General features: G+C 44.6%; 10 protein-coding genes. 1 reads left to right on the plus strand and 9 read right to left on the minus strand.

Annotation, left to right across the window (positions count from 1 at the left end; genetic code table 11):
- Positions 1-64: 64 nt before the first annotated feature.
- The 6 genes from R7E47_RS09280 to R7E47_RS09305 all read right to left on the minus strand — a co-directional run bounded on the left by R7E47_RS09280 (position 65) and on the right by R7E47_RS09305 (position 8,693).
- The gene (locus R7E47_RS09280; RefSeq protein WP_005378033.1) at positions 65-700 is read right to left on the minus strand and encodes a TetR/AcrR family transcriptional regulator; all 636 of its coding nucleotides are present in this window, start codon (positions 698-700) and stop codon (positions 65-67) included.
- A 717-nt stretch (positions 701-1,417) separates the two neighbouring features.
- Positions 1,418-2,569 (minus strand): Na+/H+ antiporter NhaA, encoded by a 1,152-nt coding sequence (nhaA, locus tag R7E47_RS09285; RefSeq protein WP_005378034.1) that lies wholly within the window; start codon positions 2,567-2,569, stop codon positions 1,418-1,420.
- 330 nt (positions 2,570-2,899) lie between these two features.
- Positions 2,900-4,024 (minus strand): lipocalin-like domain-containing protein, encoded by a 1,125-nt coding sequence (locus R7E47_RS09290; protein ID WP_005378036.1) that lies wholly within the window; start codon positions 4,022-4,024, stop codon positions 2,900-2,902.
- Positions 4,024-6,477 carry an ABC transporter permease gene (locus R7E47_RS09295; protein ID WP_033905120.1) on the minus strand — a complete coding sequence of 818 codons (2,454 nt, stop codon included), beginning with the start codon at positions 6,475-6,477 and terminating at the stop codon, positions 4,024-4,026. Before R7E47_RS09295 ends, R7E47_RS09290 begins: the two co-directional genes overlap by 1 nt.
- Positions 6,458-7,129, minus strand: a complete 672-nt coding sequence (locus R7E47_RS09300; protein WP_005378040.1) for an ABC transporter ATP-binding protein — start codon at positions 7,127-7,129, stop codon at positions 6,458-6,460. Before R7E47_RS09300 ends, R7E47_RS09295 begins: the two co-directional genes overlap by 20 nt.
- Before the next feature lie 187 nt (positions 7,130-7,316).
- Positions 7,317-8,693 (minus strand): MATE family efflux transporter, encoded by a 1,377-nt coding sequence (locus tag R7E47_RS09305; protein WP_017820846.1) that lies wholly within the window; start codon positions 8,691-8,693, stop codon positions 7,317-7,319.
- A 94-nt stretch (positions 8,694-8,787) separates the two neighbouring features.
- Between R7E47_RS09305 and R7E47_RS09310 the strand changes: the two genes are divergently transcribed.
- On the plus strand, positions 8,788-10,239 hold the full coding sequence (locus R7E47_RS09310) for a DUF2867 domain-containing protein (RefSeq protein WP_031781229.1): 1,452 nt from the start codon (positions 8,788-8,790) through the stop codon (positions 10,237-10,239).
- 30 nt (positions 10,240-10,269) lie between these two features.
- On the opposite strand, the gene R7E47_RS09315 is transcribed toward R7E47_RS09310, so the two are convergent.
- The 3 genes from R7E47_RS09315 to rsuA form a co-directional block, all read right to left on the minus strand.
- Positions 10,270-10,932 carry a DUF2913 family protein gene (locus tag R7E47_RS09315; protein ID WP_206959112.1) on the minus strand — a complete coding sequence of 221 codons (663 nt, stop codon included), beginning with the start codon at positions 10,930-10,932 and terminating at the stop codon, positions 10,270-10,272.
- Positions 10,932-12,134, minus strand: a complete 1,203-nt coding sequence (locus tag R7E47_RS09320) for a Bcr/CflA family multidrug efflux MFS transporter (protein ID WP_258483642.1) — start codon at positions 12,132-12,134, stop codon at positions 10,932-10,934. The genes R7E47_RS09315 and R7E47_RS09320 overlap by 1 nt, the downstream gene beginning before the upstream one ends.
- Before the next feature lie 437 nt (positions 12,135-12,571).
- A complete protein-coding gene (rsuA, locus tag R7E47_RS09325) occupies positions 12,572-13,273 on the minus strand; it encodes a 16S rRNA pseudouridine(516) synthase RsuA (RefSeq protein ID WP_033905117.1) in 702 nt (233 codons plus the stop codon).
- Between the last annotated feature and the right edge of the window lie 31 nt (positions 13,274-13,304).

The following is a 13,304-nucleotide window of genomic DNA, read 5'->3' on the forward strand; positions in this document are numbered from 1 at the left end:
ATCCTTTTGTTCACGTAACCGATCGGGGTATAATCTTATTATTGGTTTAACTTTCTTATTTGTCTTATGCCAACTGCTTTGCTGACATTCCTGCTGACAAATATGGAATCAGTAAATCGACGACAGATTTCACATCGACTTCCTTTTCAAACTTACTTTCTGCCAGCTCCGAAAGAGCTTGGCTTGAAGCCATCGTAAATACACAGGTTCCTAACGTGAAGTGCAGTCGCCAAAACAACTGTTCTTCACATAGTTCCGGGTTCGCCTTCATTATCGAGAAAGTGAAAAGGTTCAGTACCTCTTCGTATCTGGTGGTAATGAACCAGCGTAGATGACCTTGAACGTCTGTATAACCGCGGCCAATTAACAACATAAATAGCGCAGTACCATTTGGGCGTACATCATTTAATGTACGTAAAGGTAATCGCAATGACTCAAAGACATCGTCCATGTTGTAGCTATCGCGCGTGTTTAGCTCAATTAATGAAGTCTTAATGCTCGGCATTAGTGCTTCTAAATACCTATCTAAAACCGCTCTAACCAGCGTTTTTTTATCGCCAAAGTGATAGTTTACCGATGCTAAGTTAACGTTAGCTTTACCTGTTATCGTTCTTAGCGAAGTATCATTAAAGCCATGTTCAGCAAAGAGTCCTTCTGCGACATCGAGTATTTTTTCTTTTGTTGATGTTCTCGGGGCCATTTTAATCACTCGTATTAAACAACTGTTTGAAAATATACTCCCGAAACTTAAGATTAACAAATGATTAACATCACACTTTAACCAATTGGTCTGACCAGACAGTAAAAGGTGTGATCTAATCTTTTGAAATTCAATCGAATACTCCAGTGAAGCTTGTCAGAAGAAAACGATCAAGTTTCTCAGACCAGCGCAATTGAAACGCTAACAATAGCGTTGGCGGCTCGGAGTGAGCGAAGAGAGTATGAAATACATCTTCGGTTCTAGGGGAGATAAAATGAAAAACACAGAAGTTAGTAACTTCGCCAAGTTGGTAATCCATCTCGATTTTTCTATTACTTTCGGATGTGTAAGAAGCTAGAAAGCATTAAGTAGAAATTTTTTGAAAAAAAATGGAACTGTTTGGAAAAGGCTCGGTCTGAATATACGTAACAGTTAGGGCATTTGAAGTTTCACTGGCCGTCAAACTTGTTTCCATCTAATTGTTACGTTGCTGCTTTTTTCTTATTAACTCCTATGTTTGTATCCGCCCAGTCAAATTTTCGGCTGGGCTTTTTTTCGCCTATAGATTTACCAAGCGCCTCTTTCGATGATTTGCCCCAACTCCATAAGCTAGACCTTAGTTGGTCACAAAAGTAACCACCCTGAAGTGGTTGATGTGCCGATCTGCAGACATAAAAAAGCCTCCCGAATGGGAGGCTTTACTAAACAGTGTGTATCTTACGCTTGCGCTTTCTTAGGCAAAGAAAAGTGCAGTAACGCGTAGCCAAGTAACGCGGCTGTCGTCGAGCCCATTAAGATGCCTAGTCGAGCATAGGTATCAAACTCAGGGCTTACATTTCCAAACGCTAAAGAGGAAATGAATATAGACATTGTAAAACCGATACCACACAACACAGAGACCGCAAAGATATGCTTGAAGTTAATGCCTTCCGGTAACTTAGCTACACCCATTTTCACAGCTGCCCAACTAAAGGTGAAGATACCTAGAGGCTTACCAACCAGTAGCCCCAAAGCAATACCTAATGGCAGCATTGAAGTTAGGCCTGACATCGATACGCCTTCTAGCGAAATCCCCGCATTTGCAAATGCGAATAGAGGTAAGATACCAAATGCCACGTATGGATGAAGTGCGTGCTCCATGTGCTTAAGTGGGGAATGTTCGCCCTGTTTACCCTTAAGAGGAATAGCAAAGCCGATCACTACGCCTGCAAGTGTTGCGTGAACACCAGATTTAAGTACCGCAAACCATAAGATCGCGCCGACTATCATGTATGGCGTCAGTTTCGTTACTTCCTTCGCATTCAACATGAACAGGACACCAGTCATGATGAAGCCAACAAGCAGCGCCATGCTAGAAAGATCACCTGTGTAAAACAGTGCAATAATAACAACCACGCCTAAATCGTCGATGATAGCGAGAGCTAACAAAAACACTTTAAGGCTTACTGGTACGCGCTTACCTAGTAGCGCCATGATACCTAGAGCAAATGCAATATCCGTCGCAGCTGGAATGGCCCAGCCAGAAACCGCCTCTGGGTCGTTAGCATTAAACGCAACGTAAATAAGAGCAGGGGCTAACATACCACCAACCGCTGCAATCGCAGGGAAAATTGCGGTTTCTTTTGATTTTAGCGCTCCTTCAAGTAGCTCTCGCTTCACTTCAAGGCCAATAAGTAAGAAGAAAACAGCCATTAGGCCGTCATTAATCCAGTGAGAAACTGACATACCGAATACATAAGTATGCAGTACAGATTGATAAGTTTCGCCCAGCGGTGAGTTAGCAATGGTCATCGCAATTGCCGCTGCAATTACGAGAAGAATACCACCTGCTGATTCCATTTTGAAAAAGTCACGAATGACATCGTTCATGGTTTCGTCCTTATATTTATTATCTTAATAAACGATTAACAAAGAGTGATAAGAGTGTATAGCTGTCGAAAACTTTAGAATAATCGCTTCTTCAGAGTATAAACTTCGGTTTTTTCGATGTTAAGTTTACTATACATCGTATTTTCCAACATGACACTCAATTTTGATCGGAGATCGTATTTGTTTTTGTCGCACCAAATATTTATCAAGATGATGAGAAAATCAGCATAACACGGCTTGTACCATCATGATAACCCCGTACTTTTGAGAAAAAGCTAGGAAGCTTCGCGCACTAAAAAACCACCCGTAGGGGGTGGTTTTCTTCACAACTCAATAGCCTGTCAGCTGCATAAAGCCCCAAGCCTCATTGGAGCCGGAGGCTAAAGTAGGCCCTTCCCAGTAAGGTATTACAAAGGGTAGCCACATATCTGACTTGATAATGCGGGTAGTCAAATTAATTTGATGCTTCGGAATATTGATAATCCACTGCAAAGGTAACCTTCTTCCATTGGATAAACTGGTCACTTGCATTGGTTTAATACTGATATCATCGTCTGAGAGGTTGATGACTTTACCTGAGCGTGTCGACAACGTGCCAAACACGTGCGGTGTTTGCCCATGGTGACGATAACGGCTAACAGTTAATGCTCGACCATCATCTAAATTGAAAACAAACCAATCCCAGCCTTGTTGCCCCTCACCAATTAAGCCGCTGCCCCACTCTTTTTGCGCCCAAGCAGAACCCGTCACTGAGAATCGCTTACCATTTAAGCTTAAGCTGCCTTTTACTTTTAAAAATGGAGCACTGAAGCTGAAAGAAGCAACAGATTGCAACGCATGTTTAACTTGGAAGCCTTTGTCTCCATTCACCACAAAGGGGCCGTTTGTCATGGTATTGAGCTCAAGTCCAAACGTATCAGTATTCACATTCAAGTTGCCCGGGAAAGGCGTCGCACCGAGTGATCGCCAAGTCCAATTATCAATCCATAACCTGAAAGGACGATTGATCATACCAGCTTGGCCTATCCCACCTCTAGCTACCCGTTGCTCTTTCCATACATGCGAGCCATGACTGACGACAACATGTGAAATGTACAATTGAGGGTTCTGCCAACCGCTGGTTTCTCGCTCGTCCGTCGCAACCCTGAAATAGCTCCATTGAACATTGTAGATCTTGCCTTGCTCATCTTTTAGTTTCGCAAAGTAGTGCCACCATTCATGCTGATACTCGGGATGAAAGCGAAAGTCTGAGGGTAAAGAGACATGCTCATTAGGTAGTACAGGCTCGAAAATCGTTTGATTTTCACGCGTTAAGATAGAATCAAGTTCGCTTTCTCGTGTTGTTGTCGCCTCTAACCAAAAAGTTGAGTAAAAAGCAGCCCCAGTCAGAAAAGCGAACGTAACAACAATGAGCGTTGAAACCAACAAGCGTTTTTTAGAGCCCATTTTTTTCATTACAACGCGTCCCTTAATGACTTCATCGGTGTACTTTTGATCATTCTAATAACTGGCAATGCGCCAGCAACCATGATGGCAAGCATCGCCCAAGCAATGGTTTGAACATACTCCCATGGAATCGTTTGAAGCTCTAGAGACCAGCCAAATGATTGCTTAATGATAATATCAACGATCAAATGTGCGAGCGCCAAGCCGAGCGGCACTGCAATAATCGCAGAAATGGCTCCGAAGACGAATAGCTGCAAACCACCTAATACGACAAGTTCTTTTCCGGACACACCCATGCACCTTAATAAGGAAAAATGCCGCTGCCGTGAAAGTTCTCCTGCCAACGTCGCAAAGAATAAACCAAACACGGCAATAATCAGCGTGATATTGCCCAAGGTTCCTGCTATCGCAAAGGTATGATCAAACACTCTCATTGCTTGGCTATAAATATTACCGTTATCAAACACACGATCTTGCGGGAGACGGAATACATTCTCTAAGCGATTTTTCAGCCCTTCTCCATTGACGTTATCTTTTAATACTACGCCAAGACCAACATTACCCGTACCTGCAAATGCATACAGCCAATTCCGGTGCGACATCATCACCTGGTTATATGGGTTTCCATAATCGTAGTAAACGCCTACGACTTGCCAATCACCACCAAGCGGTTCTTGCAAGTTAATGAAATCGCCAGGGCGGATATCCAGCTTCAAGGCCATCGACTCACTGACCATTAAGCTCTTGGTAGCGTGCAGTTGATACCAGTAATTTGGGACACCTAACTTGACGGTAAGTGAGTCTAACTCACCTTCAGAAGAGCCCGTACTTACAACTTGTAGAGCACCGTGCTCGGTCGGCATATCTTTTTCCCAGCGCCACCAAACCGAGTTCACCTCTGGCTGATTCTGGAGCCATGCGCTCATCCTAGCGGCTGAATTGTTGGTCGGATAGATGTACACATCAGCCGCTAATCGCTGATTTAGCCACTTATCGGTTGTATCTCGAAAGCTTCCGACCATTGTTTCTACACCAATGTTTGCCGCCAGCGCTAACATAAACGCCATCGTAGCCACACCGCGATAGCTCATGCTGGCTGCTGCATCAGCAAAAAACCAACGGACACGAACCCATCGCATGGTATAAGAAAAACTTTGGAACATATGCCACATAATAAATGGCATAAACAACGCCACACTAACCAACATCAGCGCAATAATTGCAAAGCCGGTTTCTTGTGTTTTCGGCGCCTGATATACCGCTATTGCAGCGACACAAAACGCACATGCCGCAAGCGCCTGCCAAGAGAACTCTCTTCCAGCAAATCGCATTAGCGACAGTCGAGAAGAAAGGCGGATTGGTTGTGACTTCAGCAAACGGATTAATGGCCACAGACACGATATCAACGCACCCATCGCTGCCATGATTAGGCTATATAAGCTAGATTGCCATGACCATCCTATGGTTAAACCTACGTTGGCATCATACAAATCACTCAGGCTCGAAGACACTGCTGGGATAAGTTCATTCGCTAAGATCAAGCCAAAAAAGTTACCACACGCCCACGCAATAAAGACGAGCAAAGACAACTCTAGCAATAAGGCTTGCGCTAACTGTGTTCCGTTAACACCAGTCTGTCTCAAAATACCTACCAAACGTTGTCGCTGGATGAAAGACAGAGACATCGCTTGATAAAAAATAAACAACCCGACCAAAAACGACAGCATTCCCATCGCGGTGAGATTCATATGGAATGCGTTAGTTAGCGACTCAAGCTCAGTACGCGTATTCCTAACGAGCGTCATTCCGTTTGGCAACATGTTTTTCAGTGCTATCAGCTTTTCCTCTGGCATTTCGCCACAAGAAATCGCAGACAAACCTGAGCTCCGCTTGAGCATACGCAACAACGATATATCAGTAACCAGCCGAGTACCCGAAAGCATCTTGTCCTTATCTACTTGAATAGGCCCAAGACGGCTTCCGTCATTCATCTCAATGAAGTCCCCATCCTGCCAACTCATGTAAGCGGCCAAATCTTGACTAACGAGAATAGGATAAGGAGGCTTCATTAGTGATAAAACAGGCATCTCACCTAGCGATTTTCCTTGTTGTAGTGGGATCATCGCGACAGGATCTATCCCCACCAACATCAGGCTCATATCGGTCTTGGCATCTAGATGCAGCACGTCAAACGGTGCACATTGGTTGAACCCAGCTCGACGTAACTGAATATAGAAACCTTGAGGAATTTTATTGGCAGAGTGCTTCGTTCGGATTCGGTATGGCAAAGGATTGGAGAAAAGCTTTTCCCCAGTAGCATAACTTTGTTTTGCATGCTGGTTGATAGAAGTAACACCAACAAGGAGGGACACGCCTAAAGTTAATCCCAGCCAGACAAGAATAATTTGTAGAGGGTAACGACGGTAATGACCGAGTAGTGCCTTAACTACGGGCCATAACATGTAGCTGCCCTCCTTGAAGTCGAATCTTTCCTTCCATATGGGCGGCCACTTTTTCACTGTGCGTCACTAACAGCAAAGTACACTCCAGTTGGCGAGCGAGACTCGTTAATAAGCGCATTACTGCTTCTGCGTTTCGCTCATCTAGACTTCCAGTTGGCTCATCAGCAAGCAGGATTTTGGGTTCCATATAGAGTGCACGAGCAATCGCCGCACGTTGTTGCTGACCACCAGACGCCTCTTCCGGATAACGTCCTAGCAATGGCATTAAGTCCAAAGCAGAAAGAATTTGACGCCACAACTCTTTATCTTCCGGCAGACCTTTTAACTGACGACAAAAACGAATATTGTCGGCAATATTAAGTGTAGGAAGCAGGTTGAATTGTTGGAAGATATTCCCAATATTGTTGCGGCGATAAAGGGTTCTTAAATGCTCCGGTGCTTCATGCATAGCAAAATTTGGAAACTGCACTTCACCAGAGTCAGCAGTATCCAATCCGGCGATTAAATTCAGTAGAGTACTTTTACCCGAACCACTTTCTCCCATCAGAGCAACTTGGTCGCCTTGCTGCAATGTTAATTCTGCCCCTTGTAATACAGGGTGAAACTCTCCCCCGTCTACATAGCCTTTACATAGGTCTGACAGTTTTAACATTGATTATGCCGCTCGGATGGTGTTTAAAAATTGGGATCAGAATCTACACTAAAATCCTGTTAGTAGAAAGTATTTTGAATGCTTGATCACACTATGGAAGTACAAATGCAACTCGATTCACTTTCTGTTGCTAATTTTGTTGACGTTTTGAGCAGATTTTTGCAGCCAAAATAAACTCTGTTCCTCCTTACTGGCCAATCAGGTTTTTCATCCATTTTCGGCTAACCATTCTTGGCAAGCAAATCGCCCACTTCACAACTTCTTCCGTCAAAAAGAGTAAGTAAACCCATTGTGGGTCCCAATTGAGATAAATCGCTGCAAATGCTGCGAGTGGAATCCCGATCACCCACTGCGCCAAGATGTCTTGATACAAACAAAACTTAACATCACCGCCCGCACGTAATACACCAACAATCGCCATCATCGGCACCGAGCGTAGCACGACACCCAACGCAAGAATCACCATAAACTGTTCAGCTAGCTCGCGAGTGTCTGTTGTCAGTGCACTAAACGCATTAAGGATCCATTGATTTGACACTATCAACAAGACGGCGACCACAAATGCGATAAGCACATTCAAAATGACCGTAGCCCATGCTTGATAATAAACGGGTTCAAAATTACGAGCGCCGAGCTGGTTCCCGACTAGAACTGCAGCCGCATTCGATAAACCAATCATCATCGCCAATGCGATCGACTCAACAGGTGTCATTACGGAAAGTGCCGCCAAACCTTGTACACCTGCTTGCCCCATGATGGCGTGATAAGCAAACAGCCCACCAGCCCACGCCAAGAAGTTAAATGTGGTTGGCAAAGAGAGGCTCAAGAAACGCGTAATTTTATCTAAGACCAATCCTGCGCGTATATCATCCCAACCAAATGCGATTATGTGTTTTTTCAACCATAGATAACCAAACAAGCAACCTACTTCGATCGCGCCACTGATTACCGTTGCGATCGCTGCTCCCGTAATACCCAGAGCAGGAAAGCCTAATTGACCAAAAATTAAAACCCAGTTAAGAAACACATTAGATAAAATGCCTATACCACTAAAAAAAGTGCTTAGGCCTGGTTGGTGCATCGCCCTTAGGCCCACCGACATACTGGCCACACATGCAACAGCAAACATGCTAACCGACGAAATAATGAGATAGCTGGCCCCTAATTCAATCACTTCTTGTGAATCGGTAGTCAAGCTCATGATGAGTTGTGGAAAAACAACAAACAAAGCAACAGCAATCGCAGCAAACATCATTGCGATCATCCATGTTAAAGCGGTACTGCGACGCACCCCAACTTTATCGCCAGCCCCCCAATATTGAGCGGTTAACAACGCACCGCCCGTTGTCACCCCAACTAACATGATGGTGGTGACGAAAGTCGCGCGCGCAGCAACTCCAACAGCGGCAATTTCTGCTTCACCAAGTTGACCAAGCATAAGAACATCGACGAGGCTTCGGCTAGAAAACATCATGCTTTGCAGTGTAATTGGTAACGCGATTGCAAATAAACGACGTAAGAATGCTTTATCTGCGTGTATTGAGAGTTGAGAAAGAAAAGTCACAAGCGCTCCAACGACAACTTATTGATAGAATGGGGAAAGTGTCTCATGATTATACTCTGTGGTGTTTATTCCACCAACGATAAAAGGACAGATAATGAAAAAGGTGTTGGTACTAGGCGCCTCGGGTTACATTGGCTCTCAACTTCTTCCGTTACTTTTAGATAAAGGTTACGCCGTCACAGCAGCGGCGCGACATATTGATTATTTAGAGTCAAGAACTCAGCCTCACCCTAATTTAACGTTAAGGTATCTCGACTTGGCTGACGCAGAGACCACGAAGGCTGTAGTGAACGATTTTGATTTAGTATTTTTTCTCGTGCACGGGATGGCTCAAGGTGATGACTTTGTGGAGTACGAACTAAACCTTGCTTTGAACTTCAAATATGCGTTGGAACAAAGCTCCGTCGAGCATGTTATCTATTTGAGTGCCATTCAACCTCAAACCGGAAACTCTCGCCATTTAGCCGCTCGTAAAGCCACGGGAAAAATAATTCGACAGTCTGGTGTTCCAGTAACTGAATTGCGTGCTGGCGTTATCATCGGCCCCGGCTCTGCCGCTTTCGAAATCATGCGTGACTTTGTCTACAACTTACCTATTTTGATCGCGCCTAAATGGGTCGACTCAAAAGCGAACCCTATTGCCTTGCCCAATCTCAACCACTATTTGTTGAAGTTAGCAGAAGCTCCCTCTCCAGAAGAAAGTCAAATTTATGAAGTTGGTGGGCCAGATACACTTAGCTACCGCGAACAGTTCAAAGTCATTTGCCGAATCACGAACAAGCCGTATCGACTGTGGTCGACCCCGCTACTTACTCCGAAAATGGCATCGTACTGGCTAGGTTTAGTTACCTCAGTGCCAACTAGTATCGGTAAAGCATTACTTGCTGGCTTAGAGCACGACTACATTGCAAACTCCAAAGCGATTGAAGAACGATTTCCTCAAACGCTGATCAGCTACGAGCAAGCGGTAACTGATACCATTCAAGATGAAGGCACATTTGTACGCAGTAATGTCTGGGGGTTTGAACCCGCAGCGCTTCGTCGATGGCAACCAGGATATGGTTATTACCCAAAACAAGCTGGAGCGAGCATTAAAACTCATGCCTCCGCTGCGGCATTATGGAAAGTGGCGCAAAAGATCGGGAGTCGCGAAAAAGGCTATTACTTTGCCAACATCTTGTGGCGTACACGTGAATGGCTCGATATCTTTTTTGGTGGCGGAAAACCGATTCGCGTTTCTCCTCCTGGACCAGAGCTTAAAGTCGGTGATTTTATTGACTCTTGGAAAGTGATTCGCTGCGATAATAATCAGTTTCTTTCACTGTTTTTTGGTATGAAAGGCCCAGGCCTTGGGCGTTTAGAAATTACCATCAAAGATCTCGGTGACGAACGAGAGCTGGATATTACCGCCTGGTGGCACCCGCAAGGGTTTCTTGGGCTGCTTTATTGGTTTGCAATGATGCCAGCCCATCTTTTCATATTTAAAGGCATGGTCAAAGCCATCGCGAAAGAAGCAAACCGTTTAGAAAACAAAAAGCCCCAATAACAGGGGCTTCTAAACACTCAAAATGTCACTTTAGTCAGCTTTGAACGAGAGTGGAATTTCGGCTAACTGGTTGCCTTCGTTTGCTGGAAAAATAAGGTACTCGCCATGGTATTTCACCATCGATTTGTAGTCTGTTACCTTATGAACCATAAAGCCCGCTTGCGCTGCTTTCTCAACAAACTCAGCATGATTGCCACGCACAAACCAACTCATTGGCTTGACGAGCAACTCGCCATCAAAACAGCTTTCGCATTGGTCTGCACATAACGCTAAAGAGTTTTGACCTTCAGTGAAGATTTGTACTTTGCCGCACCCAATCAGTTGCTCAGACGTTGAGACTTCCCAGCCTGCTTGCTCCATCAAATCAAGAAAAGACTCAATATCTGAATCTTTGAACACTTTGGAGTCTTCACCTTCAGGGAAGAATTGCGCATAAAAAGCAGAAATACGTTTGAAGATAAACAACAAACCAGCATCGTTCCCCTTTGAGCGACCTGCTTTTTGCCAACGCGTTAAGTCATCGCCTACCGTACGTTCGAAACGTTGTGATTTTAGCGCCTTTGTTACCCAACGCACTAAATAATGGTTATTCGCAACAGGGGCATTGGCTAACTTACCTGAGCGATGCTCTTGATCTAACTCTTCAAGTGCTGAGTTAACCAAGTTTTGAATTTCTTTGGTGTAATTCGACATTACGCCTTTCTTCCTAAAGTCCAATAAAACAGTGCTGAAAGCACAGAACAAGCAAACATCACGATGATCATCGGCCAAGCAACATTCCCGGCCAGTGATGCCACCAGCGCACCAACCAATGAACCGATACCGAATCTTAATGTCCCAGCTAGAGACGACGCCGTACCCGCCATTGATGGGTAACCACTTAAAAGCAGCGCCATCGCGTTACTACCTATCGTCGACAATGTACCGATAAACAGCACAACAAAAGGTACAATGCCCCATAATCCGAAGTCCATTAACCAACTTACGAATAAACCAATCCCCGCCAAAAGTTGCACGAACAACCCAAAACGAAGCATGGCATGGGAACCCACTTTCTTCACCAAGCGACCATTAATACTGGTCATGATGATCATCGCCACAATGTTCAAACCAAACAGGTAACCAAAGTGGTCTGGTCGAACACCATATAAATCAATATAAACAAAAGAGCCCGCCGTCAAAAATGCAAACATTCCGGAAAATGAAAACGCACCTGAGAGCATCAAACCGATCGCTTCAGGATTGGAGCATAATCTGGCGTAGTTTCTCAGCGTCGTGCGGAAACGAAGAGGCTGACGATTTTCAGGCTGTAACGTTTCAGGGATTTTCCAAAGTACGAGAAAAATCACAACTACAGCGAAAATAGCTAATACCCAAAAAATGGAACGCCAACCAAACCAAATTGCGAGATGGCCACCGATCATCGGTGCCACCAACGGCGCAATAGTAATGACCAGAGTAACGAAGGACATTGCGCGTGCAAAGTCTTCACGGTCAAACATGTCACGCACGACAGCTTGGATAATGACCGCCGCTGCCGCGCCAGCAAAACCTTGTGCCGTACGTACATAGGTCAGCGCATCAATGCCATTTGTTGTCGCACTCACAACAGCAGCCAAGCCGAAGAAAAGTACGCCTAAAATCAACACAGGTCTGCGACCAAAGCTATCGGCAAGCGGCCCGTGAATTAACTGGCCGATCGCAAAACCCGCGGTATAAGCCGTCAACGTAATCTGAACCGCGCCAGACGCGACCCCCAAATCTTTCGCTATTGTCGGCATCGCAGGCAAATACATATCGATCGCCAAAGGCGTCAAAGCACCAATCGCTCCTAGTACCAGAAACAATAGAAAACTGATTTGGGATTGCGGAGCACTTTGAGCTTTTTCTGTCATTCTTTTACCTCTTGTTGGAGCCCTACCGTCAATACTTGCAGAACAAAGTGAAAATAACGGAAGTTCTCATATCGCTGAATGTAGAAGCCAAAAACCTGTTCTATCCAACGTTCGAGAATCATAAGGGCAAATATATACCAAGGTGTGACCTTGACGAACTCGACATAGAAAAGCATGTGAAAGCGATAATGTGTTTATGGGAAACAAACACAATGCAGTAAAAATGATGGCGTTGACACCATCATTCCATTCACCGTAGCCGAAGGCTTTGCAATAAGAGTATGCATGCATCAGCTAAATGCAAAGGCATATCACTGAGATGAGTAAGCACACCGGAATTGTCTAGGCACTAATTTTGGTAGGAAAATTTATTTTGAGCCAATTCCTACCAAAAGACTAGTTCCTATTAGGAACTAAAGAATTTCCCATGCCGACAATTAATTCCAAATAGAATCAATTTCTTCTTGCGTGAGGTAGCGATAATCACCTGGTTCTAGTGCCTCATCAAGTTCGATAGAACCAATACGCTCACGATGTAAGTACTCAACTTTATTTCCTAACGCCGCGAACATACGTTTCACTTGGTGATACTTACCTTCCACGATAGTTAACAATACTTCATTCTCGGCCTCGTTCACGATTTCCAAACGAGCTGGCAATGTTGCTTCTGATTCATTGCGCAAAATGATGCCTTGTTCGAGCTTTTCCGCGTAATCTGGCTGAATAGCATCGACGAGCCAAACACGGTACGTTTTCTCACACTTATGCTTAGGTGAGGTAATACGATGAGACCACTTACCATCATCCGTAATCAATACTAAACCAGTTGTGTCGACATCTAATCGGCCCGCAAAGTGAAGGTTTTCAATTTTAGGCTCATCAAGCAATGCGAATGCAGTTTGGTTGTAGCCATCTTCATGTGAACAAACAAAGTCAGCAGGCTTATACAACATAATGTAACGAGGACCAGGAGCACCAATAACACGGTCTTCCCACATCACTTCCGCACCTTCAGGTACTTTAAATGCACCACTTTTTTGAACCTCACCGTCAACGGTGATGTCTCCACTTTTGATGATCTTTGTTGCCTGTTTGCGTGTTGCACCCAGAGCGTCACACAAATATTTATCTAAACGCATGAATACCTCATTGAATTATACCCAAGTGATC

The organism is Vibrio sp. Vb1026, from assembly GCF_033338745.1.
GTDB lineage: Bacteria > Pseudomonadota > Gammaproteobacteria > Enterobacterales > Vibrionaceae > Vibrio > Vibrio alginolyticus.